At 72.7% G+C, this 23,288-nt stretch carries 18 protein-coding genes; 11 read left to right on the top strand and 7 right to left on the bottom strand.

Annotated features, from left to right (window positions below; genetic code table 11):
• Nucleotides 1-87 precede the first annotated feature (87 nt).
• The 3 genes from ABZS71_RS19020 to ABZS71_RS19010 are packed head-to-tail and all read right to left on the bottom strand — an operon-like array spanning nt 88 to nt 1,990.
• The gene (locus ABZS71_RS19020) at nt 88-261 is read right to left on the bottom strand and encodes a CsbD family protein (RefSeq protein ID WP_355844579.1); all 174 of its coding nucleotides are present in this window, start codon (nt 259-261) and stop codon (nt 88-90) included.
• A 31-nt stretch (nt 262-292) separates the two neighbouring features.
• Nucleotides 293-625, bottom strand: a complete 333-nt coding sequence (locus ABZS71_RS19015; RefSeq protein WP_356211524.1) for a hypothetical protein — start codon at nt 623-625, stop codon at nt 293-295.
• 42 nt (nt 626-667) lie between these two features.
• The gene (locus ABZS71_RS19010) at nt 668-1,990 is read right to left on the bottom strand and encodes a hypothetical protein (protein WP_356211521.1); all 1,323 of its coding nucleotides are present in this window, start codon (nt 1,988-1,990) and stop codon (nt 668-670) included.
• 936 nt (nt 1,991-2,926) lie between these two features.
• On the opposite strand from ABZS71_RS19010, the gene ABZS71_RS19005 reads away from it, so the two are divergent.
• From ABZS71_RS19005 to ABZS71_RS18985, 5 genes are all read left to right on the top strand, one after another.
• On the top strand, nt 2,927-3,139 hold the full coding sequence (locus ABZS71_RS19005; RefSeq protein ID WP_356211518.1) for a type A2 lantipeptide: 213 nt from the start codon (nt 2,927-2,929) through the stop codon (nt 3,137-3,139).
• 177 nt (nt 3,140-3,316) lie between these two features.
• The gene (locus ABZS71_RS19000; RefSeq protein ID WP_355844564.1) at nt 3,317-4,123 is read left to right on the top strand and encodes an HlyD family efflux transporter periplasmic adaptor subunit; all 807 of its coding nucleotides are present in this window, start codon (nt 3,317-3,319) and stop codon (nt 4,121-4,123) included.
• A 134-nt stretch (nt 4,124-4,257) separates the two neighbouring features.
• A complete protein-coding gene (locus ABZS71_RS18995; RefSeq protein WP_356211515.1) occupies nt 4,258-6,399 on the top strand; it encodes an NHLP family bacteriocin export ABC transporter peptidase/permease/ATPase subunit in 2,142 nt (713 codons plus the stop codon).
• 1 nt (nt 6,400) lies between these two features.
• Nucleotides 6,401-9,265: an NHLP bacteriocin export ABC transporter permease/ATPase subunit gene (locus ABZS71_RS18990; RefSeq protein WP_355844561.1), complete on the top strand. Its 2,865-nt coding sequence runs from the start codon at nt 6,401-6,403 to the stop codon at nt 9,263-9,265.
• A 327-nt stretch (nt 9,266-9,592) separates the two neighbouring features.
• Complete coding sequence (locus ABZS71_RS18985; RefSeq protein ID WP_356211512.1) at nt 9,593-10,168, top strand: helix-turn-helix domain-containing protein; 576 nt, start codon at nt 9,593-9,595, stop codon at nt 10,166-10,168.
• 56 nt (nt 10,169-10,224) lie between these two features.
• Here ABZS71_RS18985 and ABZS71_RS18980 read toward each other — a convergent pair whose 3' ends face one another.
• The gene (locus tag ABZS71_RS18980; RefSeq protein ID WP_356211630.1) at nt 10,225-11,358 is read right to left on the bottom strand and encodes an amidase domain-containing protein; all 1,134 of its coding nucleotides are present in this window, start codon (nt 11,356-11,358) and stop codon (nt 10,225-10,227) included.
• Nucleotides 11,359-11,557: 199 nt separating this feature from the next.
• Between ABZS71_RS18980 and ABZS71_RS18975 the strand changes: the two genes are divergently transcribed.
• Genes ABZS71_RS18975 through ABZS71_RS18965 form a run of 3 tightly spaced genes read left to right on the top strand, consistent with a single transcriptional unit; the run spans nt 11,558 to nt 15,077 of the window.
• A complete protein-coding gene (locus ABZS71_RS18975) occupies nt 11,558-12,787 on the top strand; it encodes a lycopene cyclase family protein (RefSeq protein WP_356211509.1) in 1,230 nt (409 codons plus the stop codon).
• Nucleotides 12,784-13,509 (top strand): class I SAM-dependent methyltransferase, encoded by a 726-nt coding sequence (locus ABZS71_RS18970; RefSeq protein WP_356211506.1) that lies wholly within the window; start codon nt 12,784-12,786, stop codon nt 13,507-13,509. The genes ABZS71_RS18975 and ABZS71_RS18970 overlap by 4 nt, the downstream gene beginning before the upstream one ends.
• On the top strand, nt 13,506-15,077 hold the full coding sequence (locus ABZS71_RS18965) for an FAD-dependent oxidoreductase (RefSeq protein ID WP_356211503.1): 1,572 nt from the start codon (nt 13,506-13,508) through the stop codon (nt 15,075-15,077). Before ABZS71_RS18970 ends, ABZS71_RS18965 begins: the two co-directional genes overlap by 4 nt.
• Before the next feature lie 51 nt (nt 15,078-15,128).
• On the opposite strand, the gene ABZS71_RS18960 is transcribed toward ABZS71_RS18965, so the two are convergent.
• The 3 genes from ABZS71_RS18960 to crtI are packed head-to-tail and all read right to left on the bottom strand — an operon-like array spanning nt 15,129 to nt 18,676.
• Nucleotides 15,129-16,154: a DUF5914 domain-containing protein gene (locus ABZS71_RS18960; RefSeq protein ID WP_356211500.1), complete on the bottom strand. Its 1,026-nt coding sequence runs from the start codon at nt 16,152-16,154 to the stop codon at nt 15,129-15,131.
• Between the two features lie 39 nt (nt 16,155-16,193).
• Nucleotides 16,194-17,180 (bottom strand): phytoene/squalene synthase family protein, encoded by a 987-nt coding sequence (locus ABZS71_RS18955; RefSeq protein WP_356211497.1) that lies wholly within the window; start codon nt 17,178-17,180, stop codon nt 16,194-16,196.
• Nucleotides 17,177-18,676: a phytoene desaturase family protein gene (gene crtI, locus ABZS71_RS18950; protein ID WP_356211494.1), complete on the bottom strand. Its 1,500-nt coding sequence runs from the start codon at nt 18,674-18,676 to the stop codon at nt 17,177-17,179. Before crtI ends, ABZS71_RS18955 begins: the two co-directional genes overlap by 4 nt.
• Nucleotides 18,677-18,933: 257 nt before the next feature.
• Between crtI and ABZS71_RS18945 the strand changes: the two genes are divergently transcribed.
• The 3 genes from ABZS71_RS18945 (at nt 18,934) to ABZS71_RS18935 (ending at nt 22,835) form a co-directional block, all read left to right on the top strand.
• On the top strand, nt 18,934-20,085 hold the full coding sequence (locus ABZS71_RS18945) for an NAD(P)/FAD-dependent oxidoreductase (protein ID WP_356211491.1): 1,152 nt from the start codon (nt 18,934-18,936) through the stop codon (nt 20,083-20,085).
• Nucleotides 20,086-20,523: 438 nt separating this feature from the next.
• Nucleotides 20,524-21,069: a CAP domain-containing protein gene (locus ABZS71_RS18940; protein WP_356211488.1), complete on the top strand. Its 546-nt coding sequence runs from the start codon at nt 20,524-20,526 to the stop codon at nt 21,067-21,069.
• A 203-nt stretch (nt 21,070-21,272) separates the two neighbouring features.
• Nucleotides 21,273-22,835 carry a phospholipid carrier-dependent glycosyltransferase gene (locus ABZS71_RS18935; RefSeq protein WP_356211627.1) on the top strand — a complete coding sequence of 521 codons (1,563 nt, stop codon included), beginning with the start codon at nt 21,273-21,275 and terminating at the stop codon, nt 22,833-22,835.
• Nucleotides 22,836-23,288 lie beyond the last annotated feature (453 nt).

Here is a 23,288-nt window from a genome sequence, read left to right as displayed (position 1 = left end):
GTATGCCCGCAGGCTCCACGGGACGTGACGGCCGCCGGTGCAGCCGGCCGGCGCCCGCCCCGTGGCGCCGTCGACCTCTCCTCGGGGTCAGCGCCGGAAGGCGTCCCTGATCTTCGAACCGGACTGCTTGGCGTCGCCCTTCGCCTGGGCGCCGCGTCCCTCCGCGTGGAGACGGCGGTTGCCGGTGACGCGGCCGAGTGCCTTCTTGGTGCCGCCTTTGACGGCTTCGGCGCTGTGAGCGATCTTCTTGCCGACCTTCATGGGTGACTCCCTTGCGTCTGTCGACGGGCCGCTATCGATGGGCGGCCCGGTGCCCGAACGGGTGCAACCGGCCGCGGCGCCGGTCGCCGCGGGCCGTGGTGGTGTCCGTGATCTCGCGATGCTGCTTGAAGCCACGGCGTGCGGCGTGGGAGCGGCGCGCACCGGCCAGCAGCAGCGTCAGCCCGAGCAGGGCGGCGGCTCCCACGACGATGCCGGAGAGAAAGAGTGTGCCGGTGGAGCCGGCGTGGTAGCCGAACACGCTGAACCCGGTGAGCGTGTGCCCGCCGTCGAGGTTGCCGAGGACGCCGACCACACCGATGACAGCCGCGGCGGCCAGGATGATGAGTCCGAGGATGGCCAACATGTCACTCTCCGTGTCGTTACTCCGTGTAGGTAAAGAGACGTTCTAACCGCCGTCGCCGAAGCCCCCGCCGAAGCCACCTCCGAAGTCGCCGCCGTCGCCGAAGCCGCCGCCGTCCCCGAAGCCTCCTCCGAAGTCCCCGCCGTTCCCGAAGCCGTCTCCGAAGTCAGTGGGGTCGTAGCCGGGGACCATGGACTCGCCCAGCAGTGTTCCGATCAGCAGCCCCGGCAGCAGCATCGATCCGTACCCGCCGAAGTACCCGCCCGCCCAAGGGGCGTAGGCCGGGCCCGCCTCCCAGTACGGGCGCCGTCCGCCGCCGACGGGGACGGTGCGGGCGTCCGGTTCGAGGCCGTCGTCGATGCGGGTGGCGTCGGCGGCGCATGCCGGGACCGTCCGCTGGGCGCCACCCTCGGGTGCCCATTCGACGTCCCGGACCGACGGGCCGTGCCGGGGGTCGAAGAAACACGGCGGGCGCCGCTCGGGAAGCGGGCTGCCCTCGCGGCGGGCGTCGAGCACCGTCAGCGCGAAGCGGCCCTCCTCCAGCGCCTCGGTCACCGCCCGTACGTCCTCGGGGCGCCGGGCGGCGGCGGACTCCGCCTTGGCCCTCTCGTACGCGTCCAGGGCACGGCCGTAGTCGTCCACCATCTTGGGCGTGGACGCCGGGTCGGAGGGGCTGAAGCCGAGCTTGCCGAGCTTCTCGCCATAGGCGGTGATGTCCTCGTCGACCGCGCCGCGCACCTGCTCCAGCTCGGCCCGCTCCCGCTCCCGGCGGTGCTTGCGGGTGCGCCGCACCATCAAGAAGCCGCCTCCGCCGAGCGCGGCCAGGAGGACCAGCAGCACCACGGCACCGCCCGTCGACAGACCGGTGGAGTCATGGGCACTCCGGTCGCTGGTCTTCGCCGCCACGTCGGCCACGAAGCCGTCCAGGGCGGCCGAGAGGTCACGGGGGTGCTGGCGCAGGTTCTGCTGCGCCAGCGCCTGCGAGACGCGTCCCGGCAGCACCGAGGCATCGGAGGCCGCGCCGAACGACGAGCCCATCGCGACCGCGTACACGCCCGGGCGGTCGACGGCGGCACGCAGCCGGTCGAAGATCCGGTTCCCTCCGTACGCGGGGTTGTCCGGCAGGACGGCGACGTAGATGGGCACGCCCGTGTCGCGGATGCGGCCCGCGAGCTCGTGCGCCTGCCCGGGGCTCAGCCTGTCGCGTGCGCCGGGATCGACGTACACGGGGTTGCTCCGCAGCGCGTGGCCGATCTTGTCCACGTCCGTTTCGGCGCGAGCGCTCCCTCCGGCCGCGAGCAGCGCCGCCGCCAGAGCGACGAGGACGGCCAGGACGAGCGTGACCCGTCGCCGCGGGTAGGTGGTCACGAGGGCTCCTTACCCGCAATCGCGACATACCTCACATAGTCGGGTGATATCCCTGGTGGGCGCCTTCGTGTCCCGCTGGAGGCATCCGGCTCAGCCGGTCTCCTCCGCCCTGGATCTGCGACGAGGTGCTGGGGGCGGCCCGGCCGGAGGCGCCGCCGAGTCCGTGGCCGTCCGCCCCCGGCGGCCGGCGGCTTCTGGCGCCAGGAGGGCGCATGGTGGCGAATTCCTTCGATACGGAGGAGATTGTGCGATCCCTCGCTTTATGTCCTCGCGTCCGCCGTATTCGGGTCGCGGGTGTGTTTCTTCAGCAGAAATCCCTCACATGAACGTTTCGTCGCGCTGACCCGCTATGTCGAAAGCCGGGCGCTTCACCCGGTTGTGGATACGGTCCATCCGCTCGCCGGCGTCGTCGGCATCGCCGTGGCGCGTCCCGCTGGAGTCCGGCGGCGTCCGCGGAAAAGATGTCGTCCGCGTCATGTGGGCAGCCGAGTCCCGAAACGTGCCGGAGGCCGAATGTGACCGCCGGTCGTCCAGCCTTCAAGTGATCGGCACACCTATTACACAGATGTCACGCGTACTGCCCGGTGGCGGCGCCATAACCGCCTTGGGTGCGGCGGCTTCGTCGGGATTGCGTGGTCGACCCGGCGGAGTTGGAGAGCACTCCCGTGTGAACGGTGACTGTTGTGTGAAGAAAGGGCGTCGATAACGGGGGCACCTGTGCGCGGCATGTGATCGGAAAGTGGCGGAATGGGCGATTCCGTACGTTGGTTGATTCGCTGCGCGGCGATCAGGCGTGGTTACATCCTTCCGCGCTGAGGCGTTCGCGGGATCCCGGTCCCCGGAATCCTGTGAACGTGCTGCGGAAGCCGATGCCATTCGGCAACCGCAGGCCGTGCACGCTCATTTTCGACATAGTCATCCAAGGGAGACGCAATAATGAACTCCGCACCCAAGGTCGCCACCCAGGAGATCTCCGACGCCGAGCTGGACAACGTGGCCGGCGGGCTCGGTGTCGTGGGCGACGCCCTGGGCACCGTTGACTCCGTCACCGCCCCGGTCACCGGTGCCGCCGGCACCGCCACCGGCACCGTGGACGGCCTGACCGGCCTCAACACCTCCGGTGTCGTCGGCACGGTCGCCGGTCTCTGAGGCGCCACCGCCTTCCGGTGCCGCCGGGTGCGGCACCACCGGTCGCTCGGCCTCGCTGAGCGACCGGCCCTGTGCCCCGGGCCAGCCTGGTCCGGGGCACTCGGCCGTCCACGGCCACACCGTCGGCCCGCGCCGCGGTGCCCCGATCAATTCCCTTGCGGTTGAGGAAAGACTCTCGTGCAGTTCCGCCAGCAGGCCCTTTCCAAGCTGCAGTCGGCAGAGGACATCGATCTGCCGGTCCGCTACGCCCGCCCCCAGGGATGGCTCGCTCTGACGGTCACGCTCGTCGTCATGGCCGCGGCCTGCGTCTGGGCCGTGACGGGCACCGTCTCGAACACGCTGGGCGCCTCCGGCGTCCTCACCCACGGGCAGGGCAGTTACGTACTGCAGAGCCCGATCGCGGGCCAGGTGACCTCCGTACTCGCCAAGGAGGGCAGCACCCTGCCCGCGGGCACACCGCTGCTGAAGGTCCAGACCCCGCGCGGCAGCACGGTCGTACGCACCCTCGCCGCCGGCCGGCTCACCACCATGGCCGTCTCGATCGGCTCCGTCCTCACCACCGGCGCGAACGTGGCGTCCGTGGAGCGCGTCCGCCACTCCGACGACCCGCTGACCGCGACCCTGTACGTACCGGCGGACCGGGCGGCGTCGGTGCCGGTCGGCTCGGCGGTCGACCTCAGCGTGCCCTCGGTGCCGACGCAGACCTACGGGGTGCTGCGTGGCCACGTCCGGTCGGTCGGCCGGACCGCCCAGTCGCGCCAGCAGATCGGCTCCTTCCTCGGCAGCGAGCAGCTCGGTGAGGAGTTCTCGAAGCAGGGCCCGCCGGTCGCGGTGACGGTACGCCTGGACCGGTCCTCCGCCACCCGCTCGGGCTACCGCTGGTCCTCCCCGAAGGGCCCGCCGTTCGCCCTCGCCTCCATGACCCCGGCCGACGGCACGATCCATCTGGCCGCCCGGCACCCCATCGATTGGCTGCTTCCGTGACCACGACGAACGAGGGCGGACCGCCCCGGCCGGCACCCGCCGGGAGCAGCGGACGCCGCCGCCTGGAACCGACGCGGGGACGACGGCGCGCCCCGCGCCGCGGGGACGGGCCGAGGAAGTCCCGGCGCCGGACCGTGCGCACCCCCACCGTGCTCCAGATGGAGGCGCTGGAGTGCGGTGCCGCGTCGCTCGCCATGGTGCTCGGGCACTACGGACGGCACGTCCCGCTGGAGGAGCTGCGGATCGCCTGCGGCGTCTCGCGCGACGGGTCGCGCGCCAGCAACGTGCTGAAGGCCGCGCGCAGTTACGGTCTGCGCGCCAAGGGCATGCAGATGGAGCCGGAGAGCCTGGCGGAGGTCCAGGCGCCGGCGATCCTGTTCTGGGAGTTCAACCACTATGTCGTCTACGACGGCATGGGGCGGCGGTTCGGCAAGCGCGGCGTCCACATCAACGACCCCGACAAGGGGCGCCGTTTCGTCCCCGTCGAGGAGTTCGACACGAGCTTCACCGGGGTCGCCCTGGTCTTCGAGCCCGACGCGTCCTTCCGCCGGGGCGGCAGCCGCCCCGGTGTGCTGGGCGCCCTGCCCGCGCGGATGCGGGGGACGACGGGCACCCTGCTGGCCTCGCTGCTGGCCAGCCTGCTGCTGGTGGCGGTGGGGGCGGCGGTGCCGGCGCTGAGCCGCACCTTCATCGACGCCTTCCTGCTCGGCGGCCAGTCCTCGATGCTGGGGCCGCTGTTCGCGTCCATGGCCGTGGCGCTGGTGCTGACCGCGGTGCTGACCGGTGTCCAGCAGGCCAACCTGCTGCGCGGACGCATCATCTCCTCCACGCTCAGCAGCGCGCGGTTCCTGCGCCACCTGCTGCGGCTGCCCGTCACCTTCTTCGCGCAGCGCAGTCCGGCGGATCTGGTCCAGCGCCTGCGGTCCAATGACACCGTCGCGGAGACGCTCGCCCGCGATCTGGCCGCCGCGGCGGTCGACGGGATCGTCGTCGTCCTCTACGCCCTCCTGCTGTGGACCTACGATCCCCAACTGACCCTGGTGGGCGTCGGGTTGGCGTTGCTCAATGTGGTGGCGATGCGCGTGGTGGTGCGGCTGCGGGCCACCAGGACGCAGAAGCTGCGGGCCGACACCGCCCGGCTGACCACCACCTCGTACACGGGTCTCCAGCTCATCGAGACGATGAAGGCCACCGGCGGCGAGAACGGATACTTCCGCCGCTGGGCGGGCCAGCACGCCGTCACGCTGGAGGAGCAGCAGCGGCTGGGCGTACCGAGTGCGGTGCTGGCCGTGGTCGCGCCCACCCTCGCCACGCTCAACAGCGCGCTGATCCTGTGGATCGGCGGGCTGCGGGCCGTCGAGGGCCACATCTCGGTCGGCCTGCTGGTGGCCTTCCAAGCGCTGGTGACGCGCTTCACCGCGCCCATCAGCCGGCTGAACGGCGTGGCCGGGCGCATCCAGGACTTCTCCGCGGACGTGGCCCGGCTCAAGGACGTGGAGAGCTTCCCGGTGGACACGCTGTACGCGCGCGACGAGCCGGCGGCGGACACCCGCCGGCTGACCGGCCATGTGACGCTGGAGAACATCACCTTCGGCTACAACCCGCTGGACGAGCCGCTTCTGCGTGACTTCACGCTGTCCGTCGGCCCCGGCCGGCAGGTGGCGCTGGTCGGCGGCTCGGGAAGCGGCAAGTCGACGGTGTCCCGGCTCGTCTCCGGCCTCTACAGCCCGTGGGAGGGGGCCATCCGCATCGACGGGCAGCGTCTGGAGGACATTCCCCGGGGCGCGCTGGCCGCCTCGGTCTCCTTCGTCGACCAGGACGTCTTCCTCTTCGAGGGGACGGTGCGGGACAACGTCGCGCTGTGGGACCCGTCGATCCCGGACGACGCGGTGGTGGCCGCCCTGCGGGACGCCGCGCTCTACGACGTGATCATGCGGCGCCCCGAGGGCATCCACTGCCGGGTGGAGCAGGACGGGCGTAACTTCTCGGGCGGCCAGCGGCAGCGGCTGGAGATCGCCCGAGCCCTGGTCCGCCGCCCCAGCGTCATGGTGCTGGACGAGGTGACCAGCGCCCTGGACGCCCAGACCGAGCAGACCGTCATGGACAACCTGCGCCGCCGCGGCTGCGCGTGCGTGGTGATCGCCCACCGGCTCAGCACCGTGCGCGACAGCGACGAGATCCTCGTCCTGAACCACGGGACGGTCGTGGAACGCGGCCGGCACGAGGAGCTCGCCGCAGCCCAGGGTCCGTACGCCGAGTTGATGAAGGAGCACTGACATGGCGTCCGTTCACCCGGCCGCGGCCGTGGAGGCGGGCGGCGGCGACGCGGTGGTCCAGGCGCTGGGGGCGCTGGGCACGAGCGTCGACTGCGCCGGACTGCGCAGCCTCCCGCTGGAGGGCCCCCAGGTGCTCTGGCTCGTCGTCGGCGGCGCGCTGGACCTCTTCGCCGTCGACGCCGCCGAAGAGGGGCACTGGCACTTCCTCGGCCGACTGGAGAGCGGCGCCGCGCTCCCGGGGCCGGTCGAGGGGCCGCGCCACACCCTGCTGGGCAGGCCCTCGCAGGACTGCGCGCTGCGCCGCATCCCGCTGCGGGAGCTGTACCGGCCGGAGCAGTACGACGGGTACGGCACCGCCTACGCCGATCCGTACGGGGACGGCACCGGATTCCAGGGCCCGCCGCCGACGCCGCTGGAGCACGCCGTGGCGCTCGGCGTCAGCCGCAGCCTCGGCGTGCTGTTCCAGGCCCCGCTGGACGGCGGGGCGCCGGACGGCGAGGGGGCGGCCGACGAGGACCTCCTGTGGCTTCCGGTGCCGCCCGGCAGCGTGCGGTACGGCGCCGAGTACAGCGCCCAGGCCGCCGGCGACCTGCTGATCGACGGCGCGCTGTGGCAGCGGATGGTCAACCAGCAGCACCGGCTGGGCATGGCCGTGGACCGCTGGATCGAGACCATGGAGCGGGCCCACGCGGACCGCACGGCGGCCGGGATCCGGGCCGGCGAGGCCGTCCGCTCGCGCGCCGACCAGGCGCTGATCGCCTCCATCGGAGGGCCGCGGCGTTCGTCGCGGGCGTCGCAGGAGAGCACCGACGACGCCGTCTACGCGGTCTGCCGCAGGGTGGCGGAGGCCGCCGGGATCACCCTGGCCGAGCCGCCGAGAGGCGGTGTCGCCGACGACCGTACGAGCCCGGTGGAGCGGATCGCGGTCGTCTCCCGGATCCGTACCCGCCCGGTCCGGCTGGAGGGACGCTGGTGGCGGGAGGACACCGGGCCGCTGGTGGGCTACCGGGCCCTGTCCGGAGCCCCGGTGGCGCTGCTGTGGCGGCGCGGCCGGTATGAGGCGGTCAACCCCGCCTCGGGCCTGCGGATGCGCATCGGCAAGAGCAACGCGGACGAGTTCGAGCCGCGCGCCGTGATGTTCTACCGCCCGCTGCCCGAGCGGCGGATCACGGTGTGGCGGCTGCTGCGCTTCACCGCCCGCGGCGTCGCGCCGGACCTGCGCAACCTCGTCATCGCCGGGCTGGTGACCGTACTGCTCGGCGCGCTGGTGCCGGTCGCCACCGGTCAGGTGCTCGGCGGATTCGTCCCCCGCGCCGAGAAGAGCCCCATCGTCCAGATCTCCCTGGCCCTGATGGTCTCCAGCGTCGTCGCGGCGGCCTTCATGCTGCTCCAGAACCTGACCCTGCTGCGGCTGGAGGGGCGACTGGAGAGCGCGCTCCAGCCCGCGGTCTGGGACCGGTTGCTGCGGCTGCCCACGAAGTTCTTCACCGAGCGCTCCACCGGCGAGCTGGCCAGTGCGGCGATGGGCATCAGCACCGTGCGCCGGCTGCTGTCCGGCACCGCCCCAATGGTCCTCCAGGCCGGCACCGTCGGCGCGATGAACCTCGCCCTGCTGCTGTACTACAGCGTGTCCCTGGCCCTCGCGGTGATGGCCATGCTGGTGGTCATCTCCGCGGTCTTCCTCGGGATGGGCCTGTGGCAGGTGCGCTGGCAGCGGCGGCTGGTGGAGAGCGAGAACAAGCTCAACAACCAGGCGTTCCAGACGCTGCGCGGCCTGCCCAAGCTGCGTGTCGCCGCGGCCGAGAACTTCGCCTACGCGGCCTGGGCCCGTGGCTTTGCCCACTCCCGCGATCTGCATCAGCGCACCGGGCGCATCAAAAACCTCACCCAGGTCCTCGACGCGGTCTACCTTCCGCTGTGCTCGCTCATCGTGTTCATGCTGCTGGCCGGTCCGGCGCGGGGCAGTATGTCGGCGAGCGCCTTCCTGACGTTCAACACCTCCGTCACCATGCTGCTCACCTCCGTCACCCAACTGACCAACGCCCTGGTCTCGGTGTTCGCGGCACTGCCGATGTTCGAGCAGGTCAAGCCGATCCTGGACGAGCCGCCCGAGGTCCGTGGCGGCAGCGCCCAGCCCGGCCTCCTCTCGGGCGACCTCAGGGCACGCAATCTCACCTTCCGTTACGGCGACGACGGGCCGCTCGTCCTCGACGACGTATCGCTGGAGATCCGGCCCGGCGAATTCGTGGCCGTGGTCGGCCCGAGCGGCTGCGGCAAGTCCACGCTGCTGCGGCTCCTCATCGGCTTCGAGCGGCCGGTGTCCGGCAGCGTGCTCTACGACGGCCAGGACCTCGCCGCCCTCGACCAGGCCGCGGTACGCCGCCAGTGCGGAGTGGTCCTGCAGAGCGCCCAGCCCCTGGGCGGCACCGTGCTCGACTGCATCCGCGGCGCCGAGCCGTTCAGCCCCGAGGAGGCCATGGAGGCCGCCGAACTGGCGGGTCTGGCCGAGGACATCCGCCGGATGCCGATGGGCCTCCAGACGATGATCTCCGGCAGCGGCGCGATCTCCGGCGGCCAGCGCCAGCGCCTGATGATCGCCCAGGCCCTCATCCGCCGTCCGCGCGTCCTCTTCTTCGACGAGGCCACCAGCGCCCTCGACAACGAGACCCAGCGCATCGTCATCGACAGCACCCGCCGCCTCAACGCCAGCCGCCTGGTGATCGCACACCGGCTGTCGACCGTCATGGACGCCGACCGCGTCCTCGTCATGGAGGACGGCCGGATCGTCGAGCAGGGCGCACCGGCCGAGTTGATGGCGAACCCGGGCGGGAAACTGCACGAGTTGGTGCGGCGGCAGATGCGCTAAGGGACGCGCGCCGGGCACGCGCACCCTGCTGACCGGACGGCCGATCACCCGGCAGGCGGGCGCGACGCCCTGGTCGGATACGGACCGCTCAGCGCGGCGGCCGTGGGGCTGTTGATGATCGTCGGCGCGGTGCTGACCAGCCGAGTGGGCCGCCGCCACGCGCCCGCGGGGCGAGGCGTGTGACGGTGGCGGTCTCCGTCAGCCCTGTGCGGTAAGGCGGACGCCGGCCCGCGTGTGCCCTACAGTGAAACCGGAGGCGCCGCCAGTTCGCTCACGGTAAGTGAATGTGCCTCCACTTGGCAAGCGGAACGAAGAGGAGAGCGGTCGATGGCCAGAGGCGAAGGGCGCCCGCTGAGGGCCGACGCGCAGCGCAACCGGGACAAGATCCTCGCCGCCGCGGTGCGCGTCTTCGCGGAAGAGGGGCTGGACGCGCACCTCGAGCGCATCGCCAGGGAGGCGGGCGTGGGCACGGGCACCCTCTACCGGAACTTCCCGACCCGGGAGCTGCTGATCGAGGCCGCCTACCGCAAAGAACTTGCCCGCCTGTGCGACGCCGCCCCCGACCTCCTGGCGACCCTGGCGCCGCGCGAGGCCCTGCGCGCCTGGATGGGGCGCTTCATCGACTACGCCAACGCCAAACTGGGCATGGCGGACGCTCTCCGGGCCGTCGTCGCGTCGGGCGTCAACCCCTACGCGCAGAGCCACGAGATGATCCAGGCCGCTCTCTCGCGGCTCATGGAAGCGGCTGTCGCCGCCGGTACGATCCGGCCGGACATCAGCGCGACCGATATGTTCGCCGGCCTCACCGGCATCGCCCTCGCCTCGGGCAAGCCCGAACAGCGCGAGCAGGCCGAGCGCCTCCTCGACCTCACCCTCGACGGGCTGAGCGCCGGCCGGTCGTGACGCCCGAAGGGGTCCGGTGGACCCCGCCGCCAAGGGCGAGGCCCACCGGGGCGCCGTCAGGTGCGGTAGGCGTAGTAGAGCGAGTTCGGGTAGGAGGCGATGATGCTGGCCACCGACTTACGGTAGGTGTTCACCGAGTGGTAGGTCAGATACGGGACCCCGCTGGAGCTGCGGTAGCTGGTGACCATGGTGTGGTCCTTGGACCCGTCCCGGTCGAAGTCCATCTGCAGGACGTCCCCGACACCCAGGTCGTAGACGTTCGACAGATTGGTCGCCCGCTGGGAGTCCAGCGTGAACCACGACCACTCGTTGGCGCCCACCCATGACGTCGACTGGTACGAGGAGTCGTACCACCAGTTGCGGTAGTCGTCGTACGTACCGGACTTGTCGGCCCAGCCGCCCGCCTTCATGGCCTGGCTGACGAAGTTGGTGCAGTCCCCGCCGGCGTCGTTGAACTTCCGGTAGGCGGGGTTGTAGTTCGACCAGTACTTCTCCGCGTAGGCCGCCATCGCCGCGTAGTCGTAACTACCCGCGGGCTTCTGCGTCTGCCGCGAGGGCTTCGTCGTGGCGGCGGGCGTCGCGGAGGGCAGGGCCGCGGCATTCTTCACCGCCACCGTACCGGGCTCGTTGACCGCCATGGGGCCGTCGTCCGTCGGGGTGATCCCCGTCAGCTGCCACTTTCCGTCCGCCGTGGCGGCGAACTTCACCTCGTGGTGAGCCTGGAAGCCGGTCGTCGGGGGCTCGTCGCCACGGATCTTCTTGTAGGTGAGCGTCGTGGTCTCGGTCGTCACGACCGTGGCACGGCCACCCTTGACGCGTATGTTGTCCACGGCGACGCGGGTGTCCGCGGCCGTGTACGCCTCGCCCATGGCGGCGAGCCGCGCCTTGCGGGTGCGCAGCGAGGACAGCGCGGTGTCCTCCGTCTTCGTCTGCCCCGCCGACAGACGCACGTTCTTCACGACGGGCGGCGCCATGCGCCGCGCCGCCTGGTTGTTGTCCAGCAGCGCCGCCGTGCGCCGGGTCAGCACGGCATCGGCGATCCGGCCGAAGGACGTCGCGGTCGCGCCGTCCACCGAGCTGTCCGCCGCCGGGTTCCCGGCCGCGCTCGCGGCCGAGGCGGGCAGGACCACGGCGGACACGGCCGCGGTCAGCGCCACCCCAAGGGCGGACCTGAAGGTCTTTGACTTCACCAAGTTACCCCTCCATGTTCCCGGACCGGGTGGCCCGGGGTACCGAATCATCACATGAACTCCCCAACTTGGGGGTTTAGGTGGCGGTTTTTTGTGACTGCGCTGGTCCGCGACACGTCCGCTGTCGTGCACCCCTGCGGGACTCGCGTAGGAGAAGGTGGGTGTGCGCTGGGCCGGTCAGGGCGTGGAAGGAGCCGCGGTGCGGGACGAGGAGATTCTCATCGTGGGCGCGGGCGCGGCCGGGCTGTCGCTCGCCTACCGGCTGTGCTCGCCGCCACGGGGTGGCCGGGCGCCCACAGTGACGCTGGTCGACGCCCCGCCCGGCCCGCTGCGCCCGCCGGAGCGGACGTGGTGTTACTGGGAGCCGCCGGGCGGTGAGTTCGACGAGGTGCTGGCCTGTTCGTGGGGGCGGCTACGGGTGCGAGGGGCCGAGGGGGAGCCGGTGGTGGGCCGGCCGGTGGACCTGCGGTACAAGATGCTCCGTTCCGGCGACTTCGAGGCGTTCGTGGGACGGCGGACCGATGGGCGCCCCGGGTTCCGCCGGGTGGTGGCCGCCGTGCACACCGTGGCCGACGGACCGGGCGGCGCCGAGGTGCGGGGCGCGGACGCCGCGGGGGAGCCGGTGGTGCTGCGCGGCCGGTGGGCGTTCGACTCCCGGCCGCCGCGGCGGCTGCCGCCCGCGCGCACCACGCTGCTGCAGCACTTCCGCGGCTGGTTCGTCCGCACCGAGCGGCCACGGTTCGACCCGGCGGTCGCGGACCTCATGGACTTCCGCACACCGCAGCCCCCGCGCGGTCTGTCCTTCGGCTACGTCCTGCCGCTCAGCGCGCGGGAGGCGCTCGTGGAGTACACCGAGTTCTCCCCGGCGGTGCTCGACGACGCGGCGTACGACCGGGCGTTGGCGCACTACGCGCGGCAGGTACTCGACCTGGGGGAGTGGGAGGTCACCGCGGTCGAACAGGGCGTGATCCCGATGACCGACGCCCGCTTCCCGCGCCGGACGGGCGCCTCGGTGTTCCGTATCGGCGCGGCCGGCGGCGCCACCCGCCCGTCCACCGGATACACCTTCGCCGCCGTACAGCGGCAGACCCGGGCCGTCGCGGACGCCTGGCACCGAGGCCGCCCTCCGGTGCCGCCGCGGCCGCACCCGGCGCGGTTCCGGGCCATGGACGCGGTCCTGCTGCGGGCGCTGGCGGCCGGGCGGGTGGACGGCGCGGCGTTCTTCACCGGCCTGTTCCGGCAGGTGCCGATGGAGCGGCTGCTGCGCTTCCTCGACGGGCGCACCCGGATCGGCGAGGACATGACCATCGGCCTGCGCACCCCCGTCCCGGCCATGCTGCGCACCGTCGCCGAACTGCCGTGGCTGCGCCGGAGCTCCCCGATGCCCTCACCACCCGACAGCGCCCGACAGGAAGCGACCCCCACATGACCCTGCTGCGCGACCACGACCTGGCCGCGGCGTTCGACCACGCGGCGCTCAGCTATGACCGGCTCGTGGCCGTCAACCCCGGCTACCACGCCCATCTGCGGCGCTCCGCCCGGCGGCTGGGCCTGCCCGCGCGCGGAGCCGGGCTGCGCCTGCTCGACCTCGGCTGCGGGACCGGGGCGTCCACCGCCGCGCTGCTCACCGCCGCGCCCGAGGCACAGATCGTCGCCGTGGACGCCTCGGCCGGAATGCTGGCGCGGGCCACCGCCAAGACCTGGCCTGCCCGGGTGCGTTTTGTGCACGCCCCGGTGGAGATGCTGGCCGACGCGGGGGTCGCGGGACCGTTCGACGCGGTCTTCGCCGCCTATCTCCTCCGCAATGTCACCGACCCGGACGCGGTGCTCGCCACGGTGCGCGAACTGCTCGCCCCGCGCGGCCGGCTGGCGGTCCACGAGTACACCCTGAGCGGCAAACTTGTGCACCGGGCCGTGTGGACCGCGGTATGCCGGGCGATCGTCCAGCCCGCCGGTGTGCTCGCCGGGGACCGCGGGCTCTACCGCCATCTGTGGCGCAGCGCCGTGGAGTTCGACACCGCGCGCGCCCTCCGCGCCCGGACCCGGCGGGCGGGCTTCACCCAGGTGCGGGTGGTGCCCATGCCCGGCTGGCAGACGGGCGTCGTGCACACCGTCGTCGGGCGCGTGTCGGACGACCGGGACACGCCGTGACGGCGGGGCCGACGCCCGGCGCGGTGGACGGCGACGCACCGCGCCGGGGCCGGGACCGCCGGGCCCAGGAGGTGGTGCCGCCGCCCGGCCGGGAGCGGATCGCCGGGCCGGCGCCGAGCGTGGCGGTGGTCGGAGGTGGCATCGCCGGACTCGCGGCGGCGACCTGCCTGGCGGAACGCGGTGTACGGGTCACGCTGTACGAGCGCGAGCGGCAACTCGGCGGGCGGCTCGCGGGCTGGCCGGTGCGGCTGACCGACGGCTCATGGGTCACCATGAGCCGCGGCTTCCACGCCTTCTTCCGGCAGTACTACAACCTGCGCGGCCTGCTGCGGCGCACCGACCCGGACCTGCGCATGCTCACTGGGCTGCCCGACTACCCGCTGCGGCACAGCCGCGGCCTGTACGACAGCTTCGCCCGGGTGCCCCGCACTCCGCCGCTGAGCGCCCTCGGCTTCGTCGCGCTCAGCCCCAGCTTCGGGCTTCGGGATCTGGCCCGGATGCGGCCGGGTGCCGCGCTGCCGCTGCTGGATGTGCGGGTACCGGAGGTGTACGAGCGGCTGGACGGCCTCAGCGCACGGGACTTCCTCACTCGCATCCGCTTTCCCGAGTCCGCGCGACATCTGGCGTTCGAGGTGTTCTCACGGAGTTTCTTCGCCGACCCGGGCGAGCTGTCCGCCGCCGAGCTGGCGCTGATGTTCCACATCTACTTCCTCGGCTCCGCCGAGGGCCTGCTCTTCGATGTCGTCCGCGAGCCGTACCCGCCGGCCCTGTGGGGGCCGCTCGCCCGCTATCTGACGGATCATGGGGCCCAAGTGCGGACCGGCACGCCGGTGGAGTGTGTGGATCCGGTGGCCGGCGGCCGGGTGCGGATCACCGCCGGCGGCCACCTCCACCACCACGACGCGGCAGTACTGGCGCTGGACACCGCCGGGCTGCGGCAGGTGGTGGCCGGCTCGCCGCGCCTGGGCGACGGCCCATGGCGGGCGGCCATCGACCGGCTGCGCACCGCACCGCCGTTCCTGGTGTCCCGGCTGTGGCTGGACCGGCCGGTGGCGCCGGAGCGCCCCGGATTCCTCGGGACCAGCGGCTACGGCCCGCTGGACAACGTCAGCGTGCTGGAGCGCTGGGAGGGCGAGGCCGCCCGCTGGGCCGCCTGGAGCGGCGGTTCGGTGGTCGAACTGCATGCGTACGCCGTCGATCCGGGCGCCGACCGGAGGGCCGTACAGGACCGGCTCATCGCCGAGTTGCACCGGATCTTCCCGGAGACACGGGACGCGCGGATCGTCGGCCGGTGCGATGAGTGGCGGGCGGACTGCCCACTGTTCCCGGTGGGCGGCTTCGGCGGCCGGCCGACGGTCCGCACGCCGGACCCGCACATCGTGCTGGCCGGGGATCTGGTCCGTACCGTCCTGCCGGTGGCGCTGATGGAACGCGCGGCGACGACCGGCTTTCTCGCCGCGAACGCGCTGCTGCAACGGTGGGGCGTGCGCGGCCAGACCCTGTGGACGGTCCCGCTGAAGGGCCGCTCGGCACCCCTGCGCGCCCTGGCCAGGCTCGCCGGAGGCTGAACCGACGGCCCGTCAGGGTGATCTCGTCAACCCATCCCACCGGTCCCTCGGTCAGCCCGGGAACGCTCCTGTGCTGCGCAGCGCCCAGCGCCGTTCCGCGTACGCCAGATCGTCACGCCACAGCCGGCCGGCCGCCGCCCGGATCAGGGGGCGCAGTACGGGAGCCGCGGCGCGCGCGACGGCGAAGCCCGGACGGTCCGAGGCCGCGACGACCGCCTCGATCACCGCGGTGCGCGGCCGCCCCGCCGCGTCCGGCCCCAGCGGCGTGGCGTGCGTCTCGACGACGGACCCCTGCCCTTCCCCCTCCACGATGCGCATGACGACCGTACGGGGGCCGGGCGCGGTGAACACCGCCCGCACCGGGACCGTGGCCCGCCCCGCCACCTTGAAGGACACCTCGACCGTGAACCCGTCGCCGTCGCCGTCGCCGTCCCCGTCTCCGTCTCCGGCAGGCGTGTCCACCACCGTCAGATCCACGAAGGAGTACGGGTGGAGCCACGCCCCGTGCCAGGGGTCGAGCCGGTTGGCCACGACGTCCTGCGGCTCGCAGCGGCCGACGCCGGTGTAGACGGCGTCCACCGCTCCCGCGGGATGCGGCCGGGCGGGGACGACCGGTCGCTCCAGCGGAGTCCCGCCGCCGGCCCGGTCGAGCCTGACCCAGGCCAGGACGCCGTCGTCGTAGGCCGGGAAGGGCTCCCAGCCCGCGAACGCCGTGCCGTCGAGGGCGAGTCCGTGCCAGCGGCAGATCAGGGTGCCGCGGCGGACCGGACTGTCCTTGAGCGGGGCGCCGAGGTGCGGGCACGCACCGGGCCCGGTGCGCAGTCGGCCGTCGGCGCCCCGCCAGGCGACCACCTCGACGCCCGCGACGGTACGGCCGAACGGGCGCCCCGGCCGGATGTCGCGGCCGGCGGCCAGCACGTACCAGTTGCCGCCGGGCCGGGCCTGGGCGCGCTTCAGCGCGTCGGCGACGATCCCGGGCCGGGCCTCCCGCCAGGTGGGCGGCTGCCGTTCCCAGGGCACGGGCCTCATGCGCATCCGCAGCGCGTAGCGTCCGCGCCGGGCACGGTCGTCGGTCATGCGATGTCCTCCCGTACCGTACGGAGTTCTCAGGACGGCTCAGGCGCGTCCGCCCGCCGCGCCGAGGGCCGCGCGGCGCCCGGACCGGCGGGCGCGGGCGCGGAGCCGGGCGGCCGCCACCCTGCCGACGCCGTCCAGCGCGACCGCGGCGCGACGGCGGCGCGGAACGACGGCGCGGCGGTGCACCACGGAGTACCCGTCCTCGGCGATGGCCTCCAGGATCCCGCCGTACAGGACGTAGGCGGTGCGGATGCACGGCCGGGACACCGGGTCCAGTATGGCCAGGCCCGGGGTCGCCTCCCGGTACACGCCACGCGTCAGTTCGGCGGCCGCCCGCAGCGCGGCCACGATGCGCGGGTCACGGGTGCCGGTCGCGTGGCTCCACTCCAGCAGCGCCCGGTCGACGCCGTGCGCCGCGAGCAGGTCGCCGGGCAGATAGACCCGGCCGCGGTCGAGGTCCTCGCCGACGTCCCGCAGGAAGTTGGTGAGCTGGAAGGCGATCCCCAGCGCGGCGGCGTGGGGGGCGGCCTCCGCGCGCGGGACGACGGTGCCGAGGACGGGCAGTATCTGCAGCCCGATGACGGCCGCGGAGCCGTGCATATAGGAGCGCAGGTCGTCGTAGGTCGGGTAGTCGGTGACCTCCAGGTCGGCGCGCATGGAGGCCATGAAGTCGGTGAAGTGCCGGTGGTCGATGCCGTACACGGTGGCCGTGTGGGCCAGGGCCCGGACCACCGGCTCCTCGCTCTCCCCGGTCCGCAGCCCGGCGGTCAGCCGGAGTTGGAGCGCGTCGAGCGCCGCGGCGCGCTCGGCGGGACCGGCGTCGCTCAGCAGGTCGTCGACGATGTCATCGGCCCAGCGGGCGAAGCCGTACAGCGCGTGCACCGCGGGGCGGCGGGCGACCGGCAGCAGCCGGGTGGCCAGGAAGTAGGTCTTGCCGTGCCGCGCGTTCAGCGCCCGGCACCGGGTGTACGCGGCGCGCAGCGCAGGGTGGGCGATGCCCGCGGCGTTCAGCTCCCGTTCGGTCATGAGGCGCCGCCGGCCGGCCGGAGGCCGGTGATACGGGACGCGGCCAGCTTGCCCGAGAGCAGTACCGTCGGCACACCGACACCGGGGGTGGTGCCACAGCCGGCCAGCACCGCGTTGGCCACACCGCGCACCAGATTGCGGGGACGGAACGGGCCGGTCTGGGCGAAGGTGTGGGCGGCGGAGAACGGCGTCCCCGCGGCGTGCCCCTCGGCGGTCCAGTCGGCCGGAGTCACCAGGCACTCCTCCTCGATGGCCGCGCCGATCCCGGCCAGCCCACGGCGCTCCAGCTCGGTCAGCAGGCTGTCGCGGTACCGGGGCGCCAGCTCCCGCCAGGTGCGCGGGCCGGGGCCGATGTCGGTGTTGGGGCAGGGCGCGAGGATGTAGTGCAGATGGCGGCCGGGCGGTGCGAGGCCGGGGTCGTGCGTCGTCGGGCGCGTGATCAGCAGGGAGGGATCGGTCATCAGCCGTCCGGTGCGGGTGAGTTCATGAAAGGTGCTCTTCCAGGCCGCGCCGAAGGAGAGGGTGTGGTGGGACAGCTGCGGCCAGGTGCGGTCGGTACCCGCGTGCAGCACCACCGCCGACGGGGCGTGCCGCAGCCGCAGCGGGCGGCGCGGCCGGCGCCCCAGCAGCCGGTAGGCGACCGGCAGATCGGGTGTGAGCACCACGGCGTCGCAGGGGATGCGGCCCTGGTCCGTGAGCACGGCGGTCACGCGCTCGCCCGTGCGCTCCAGGCGGGTGACGCGGTGCCGGTAGCGGATATCCGCACCGGCGTCGGCGGCGGCGTCGGCCAGGGCCCGGGGCAGGGCGTGCATGCCACCGCGCGGGAAGTACACCCCGGCCACGGTGTCCATATAGGCGATGACCGCGTACGCGGCCAGCGCCCGCGCGGGCGGCACCCCGACATACAGCGACTGGAAGCTGAAGACCCGGCGCACCCGCTCGTCGGTGAGGAAGCGGCCGAGGCGGGCGTCGAGCCGGCCGAATCCGCCGAGCGCGGCCAGCCGTGCCAGATCGGGGTGGAGGAGCCGCAGCGGGGAGTCGTAGTTGGCGTCGATGAAACGCCGCATCTGGACCGCGTAGAGCCTCTTCAGCCAGGCCCGCAGCCGCCGGTAGCCGAGCGCCTCGCGGGCGCCCGCGAAGCGGTGGACCTCGCTCTCCATCGCGGCGGCCCGGGTGTGGACGTCGAGGTGGTCGCCGTCGGCGAAACGGGCGCGGTAGGCGGGGTGCAGCGCGATCAGGTTCAGGCGGTCGGACATCCGGCCGCCGACCGCGGCGAACGCCTCCTCGATCAGGTCCGGCATGGTCAGCACGGTCGGGCCGGTGTCCATGTGGTACCCACCGCGCTCCACTCGCCCGGCCCGCCCGCCGGGCAGGGCCGCCCGTTCGAGGACGGTCACCCGGCGCCCGGCGCCCAGCAAGTGCAGCGTGGCCGCCAGCCCGGCCAGTCCCGCACCGACCACCACGATGTGGTCGGTGCGCCCGGTGACCGTCCTCATCGGGTGCGGCTTCCGGCGGCCGCGCCGAGGGAGCCGGTGTGCGGTCCGGCGCTGGTCCGCTTCCCGCGGGTGGGGCACATGGCGCGTCCTCTCGTGTCGTGTCGTGACGTACAGGACAGGTGCCCGCTTACCGCGCGGCCGCGTCCGCCAGGCACCCCTTTGGCGGAGCGGCGAAACGGCGGGGGCGGCGAGCACACAGCTATAAACGCATTCGTGACGAACTTGTTCGTGGCGAACATGTTCGTTACGGTGTGGCCGTGACGAAGATTCCGCATCACCCCATAGCCGTCGTCGGTGCCGGTCTCGGCGGCCTCACCCTCGCCCGCGTCCTGTCTGTCCACGGCATCGAGGCCGCCGTCCACGACCTCGACGCCTCGCCGGCCGCCCGCACCCAGGGCGGCATGCTCGACATCCATGAGGACTCCGGCCAGGTGGCCCTGCACGCCGCCGGCCTCCATGAGCCGTTCCGTGCGCTCATCCACCCCGGTGGCGAGGCCACACGCATCCTCGACCAGTACGCCGTCGTCCACATGGGCGAGGCGGACGAGGGCGACCGCGGCCGTCCCGAGGTCGATCGCGGCCGGCTGCGCGACCTCCTGCTCGGCTCGCTGCCCGAGACCACCGTCCGCTGGGGGGCGAAGGTCACCGCGGCGCGTGCCCTCGGCGATGGCCGCCACGAGGTGACCCTGGCCGATGGCTCCGCCTTCACCACCGACCTGTTGGTCGGCGCCGACGGAGCCTGGTCCCGGATCCGCCCGCTGGTCTCCGACGCGGCCCCGGCCTACTGCGGGGTGTCCTTCGTCGAGGTGGATCTCTTCGACGCCGACACCCGCCACCCCGAGAGCGCCGCCGTGGTCGGCGGCGGCATGCTCTTCGCCCTCGGCGCCGGCAGGGGTTTCCTCGCCCACCGCGAGATCGACGGCAGCCTGCACATCTACGCCGCGCTCAGGGCCTCCGAGGGCTGGATCTCCACCATCGACTTCACCGACACCGACACCGCCAAGGCGGCCGTGCTGGATCACTTCGCCGACTGGGACAAGAGCCTGCGGGCCCTGATCGCCGACGCCGATGGTCCGCTGACGCCCCGCGCGATCCACGCCCTGCCCGCCGACCACCGCTGGGACCGCGTCCCCGGCGTCACCCTGCTCGGCGACGCCGCCCACCTGATGTCCCCCTTCGCCGGCGAGGGTGCCAACCTCGCCATGCTCGACGGCGCCGAACTCGGCACCGCCCTCGCCGCCCACCCCGGCGATACCGAAGCGGCGCTCGCCGCCTACGAGCAGACGCTGTTCCCGCGTAGCGAGGTGTCCGCGATGCTGTCCGCCCGCGGGCTCGACATCTGCCTCCGTGACGATGCCCCTCAGGGTCTGCTCGACCTGTTCGCCCAGCACCCCCACGAGGCGGGCTGACCCGGCGGACACCGTTTCCTGGTGCACACCAACTCATGACATCTTTCACACCCGCCCCAGGCGCAAACCGTACGGAAGAGTGCATACCTCCTAGGCGACATAAGAGGCTTTTTCCGCTCTGGTGGAAATGTTCCGTCCGGGTCTGTGAAGACCCGCGACCCACTGGGTCTGCCGCCCACCCTCCTCAATAGCCAGCCTTCTGACGGCACGACAGCGACACAGGACGTCCCCCTGAGCCGGGCCGGCATGACTCGACGCTCATCGCAAGCGCCGTCCGCGCTACGAAGCCCGGTAGTACCGAACACTTGTTGCCCGGTGCGCGCGACGGCTCTAAGAATGACGGCCCACACAGCGCCTCGGAGCGGTTCTGGCGCGGCGTCGCTCAGAGCCGGCCGTACAGGGGGGTGGGCGTGCCGCGATAACCGAGTGAGGTCACGGATGAGCAAGCACCGCAGCAGCAAGACACACCACCGGAAGATAGCCGTCGCCGCCGTCGCCCTGGCCGCCGTGGGCGTGCCCTCCGCGGCCATGGCCGCTCAGCAGGGCCATGTCGCCAGGAGAGCCGCCGCCCCCACCGCCTCGACCGCCTCCAGCGCCCCCACCGCCTCCAGCGCCCAGAAGCAGGTCGTGGACCTCGTCAACAGCGAGCGCGGCAAGGCCGGTTGTCAGCCGCTGACCGTGAACGAGAAGCTGACCAAGGCCGCCCAGGATCACAGCGAGGACATGGCGGCCCACAACAACATGTCGCACTCCGGCTCCGACGGGTCGTCGCCGGGCGACCGGATCGAGCGGGCCGGTTACAGCTGGAGCACCTACGGCGAGAACGTCGCCCAGGGCTACCGCACGCCCAAGAGCGTCATGGACGGCTGGATGTCCAGCCCCGGCCACAAGGCCAACATTCTGAACTGCGACTTCAAGGAGATCGGCGTCGGTTTCGCGCAGTCCGGCAACTACTGGACGCAGGACTTCGGCGCGGCCCGCTGAGGCCATATTGCGGTCTTGTGCTGAGTTTCTGATCAGAAGCCCTGCACAGGCGCGGGGGCACGTTAGCGTCTGCTGCCATGCAGTGGACGGGCGTCATCGACAGCGTCACCGAGACCGCCGGGAAGCCGCCGGGCCGATTCGAGAGGCTGCGGCCGCACCGGCGGTGGCTGCCGGCGCTTGCCGTGGTCGCCCTCCTCGTCGAGATGGCGGTCGCGATGGTCACGACGGCCGTGGAGCAGACCCCGACCATCGACGAGCCCGTGTACGTGGGCACGGCGGAGGTCTATCTGCGCGAGCACAGCCTGCGCTTCAACCCGGAGCACCCACCGCTGGGCAAGCTGATCATCGCGACGGGGCTGGCCCTCACCCACGCGCACCTCGACACCGCCTCCGTCGGCGACCAGACGGCCCTCGGGCGGCGTGTGCTGTACGAGTCGGGCAACGATCCATGGCGGCTGATGCTGTGGGCGCGGCTGCCGGTGATCGCGCTGACGCTGCTGTTCGGGCTGGTCGTCTTCGCGTTCGCCCGTGACCTCGCCGGCTCCGTGGGCGGGGTGGTGGCGCTCGCCCTCTACGCGTTCTCGCCGGACGTCATCGCGCACGGATCGCTGGCCACGCTCGATGTGCCGGCGGCCGGCTTTGTGCTGACGTCGGTCTGGCTGCTGTGGCGGGCGCGGCGGCGGCCGCGCGTCCACCTTCCGTCGGCCGGGGTGGCGCTCGGCGCTGCCGTGGCCACGAAGATGAGCGCGTTGCCGGCGGTCCCGGTGCTGCTGCTCCTGGCCGTCCTGTCCGTCTGGTACGCCCGCCGGACGGACGACCCCACCCCGCGCGGGACGGTGCGGCGTCTCGCGCTCGGCGGGGCGGCGGCGGTCGTCGTGGCACTGGTGACGGTCGCCGTGGTGTGGGCCGCCTACCTCGCCGTCGACCCGCGGTTGCGCTGGACGGCGCCCGGAGGCGTACCCGCCGTCCACGGGCTGCGCGGGCTCGCCGTGGACTGGCTGCCGTTCCCGGAGGCGTACCGGGACGGGATGCGCGTCCAGTTCGGCTTCGAGAACACGACATGGCACGGCTTTCTGCTCGGCCGCCAGTACGACGGATCGCTGTGGTATTACCTGCCGGTCGCGCTGCTGGTGAAGACGCCGCTGGGCATGCTCGCGCTGTGGCTCGCCGGTGCCGTCACGATGGTGACGGCTCCCCGGCTGCGGCCCGCCGCGCCGTACGTCCTCGTGCCCACGGCCGTACTCCTGGCCGCGGCCATGGACGGGGCCCGTAACTTCGGCGTCCGGTATGCCCTCTTCATTTCGATGTTCCTGGCGGTCGCGGCGGCCGGTCTGCTCGTCCTCCGGCCGCGGTGGGTACATGCCGTGACGGCGGCGCTGGTGCTGTTCGTCGCGGTCAGCTCGCTGCGGACGTATCCGTACTACCTGCCGTACTCCAACGAGGCCTTCGGCGGCCCCTCGCGGACCCATCTGCGCCTGCACGACGCGAACGTCGACTGGGGCCAGGACCTGGGCCGGCTGGCCGACCGCCTCCGGCAGCGCTACCCGGACGAGAAGATCTGGCTCGTCTACAAGGGCAGCGGTGTGCCGTCGTGGTACGGCATCCACGCGTCCGACCCGCGCAAGGTGCCCGCGCACGAGGTGCACGGACTGCTCGTCGTGTCGGACTCCTCGGTCGCGAAGGCCGAGGGCCGACTGGCGGCGCTGATCGACAGCAGCGAGCCGATCGACGAGGTCGGCCACTCGATCACGATCTACCGCCGTTAGTCGTAGGCGCCCACGCTGCCCGCGATATACGGCCGTTCAACACGGCAAGCCCACCGAGAAGGTGCTGCGCCACTGGTGGCGGGGGGCGGCGGAGACCCGCCACCAGCGGATTTTGACCCACAGGCTGATGCCGGCCGAACCGGGGCCGGTCGAGTGGGCCGGAAAACCCGGCAGCGGCGGCGCCCATGACGCGCCCGGCCCACCGGGACGGCCCACTGCGACACACCGCCCCTGGCCCCGGAACAAATCCGCGGCTCACCCCCGAGCGATCAGCGGCCAACCGCCCCGGCAACGGGTCCGGAAGCCCACCTCTACGGAAGGTGGAAGTGAGGACCGGGTGGCCGGCCGGGCGACGGGAAAGAGAAACGCCCCGGTCGTCTTGACGACCGGGGCGTTTCTCTGCGTATATTGGGGAATTCCATGTCTGACAGAACTCAAGGCATGGTTAAACCC

The sequence above is a fragment of the Streptomyces sp. NPDC005393 genome (genome assembly GCF_040606675.1).
Lineage (GTDB): Bacteria > Actinomycetota > Actinomycetes > Streptomycetales > Streptomycetaceae > Streptomyces.
The sequence above is the reverse complement of the archived record's forward strand: the minus strand, read 5'-3'. Positions and strand labels throughout refer to the sequence as shown.

Excerpts from the sequence above, each read along its gene's own strand:
- ABZS71_RS19020 (WP_355844579.1), bottom strand. The coding sequence starts at position 261 with ATGAAGGTCGGCAAGAAGATCGCTCACAGCGCCGAAGCCGTCAAAGGC.
- ABZS71_RS19015 (WP_356211524.1), bottom strand. The coding sequence starts at position 625 with ATGTTGGCCATCCTCGGACTCATCATCCTGGCCGCCGCGGCTGTCATC.
- ABZS71_RS19005 (WP_356211518.1), top strand. The coding sequence starts at position 2,927 with ATGAACTCCGCACCCAAGGTCGCCACCCAGGAGATCTCCGACGCCGAG.
- ABZS71_RS18990 (WP_355844561.1), top strand. The coding sequence starts at position 6,401 with ATGGCGTCCGTTCACCCGGCCGCGGCCGTGGAGGCGGGCGGCGGCGAC.
- ABZS71_RS18985 (WP_356211512.1), top strand. The coding sequence starts at position 9,593 with ATGGCCAGAGGCGAAGGGCGCCCGCTGAGGGCCGACGCGCAGCGCAAC.
- ABZS71_RS18970 (WP_356211506.1), top strand. The coding sequence starts at position 12,784 with ATGACCCTGCTGCGCGACCACGACCTGGCCGCGGCGTTCGACCACGCG.
- ABZS71_RS18960 (WP_356211500.1), bottom strand. The coding sequence starts at position 16,154 with ATGACCGACGACCGTGCCCGGCGCGGACGCTACGCGCTGCGGATGCGC.
- ABZS71_RS18955 (WP_356211497.1), bottom strand. The coding sequence starts at position 17,180 with ATGACCGAACGGGAGCTGAACGCCGCGGGCATCGCCCACCCTGCGCTG.
- crtI (WP_356211494.1), bottom strand. The coding sequence starts at position 18,676 with ATGAGGACGGTCACCGGGCGCACCGACCACATCGTGGTGGTCGGTGCG.
- ABZS71_RS18940 (WP_356211488.1), top strand. The coding sequence starts at position 20,524 with ATGAGCAAGCACCGCAGCAGCAAGACACACCACCGGAAGATAGCCGTC.
- ABZS71_RS18935 (WP_356211627.1), top strand. The coding sequence starts at position 21,273 with ATGGCGGTCGCGATGGTCACGACGGCCGTGGAGCAGACCCCGACCATC.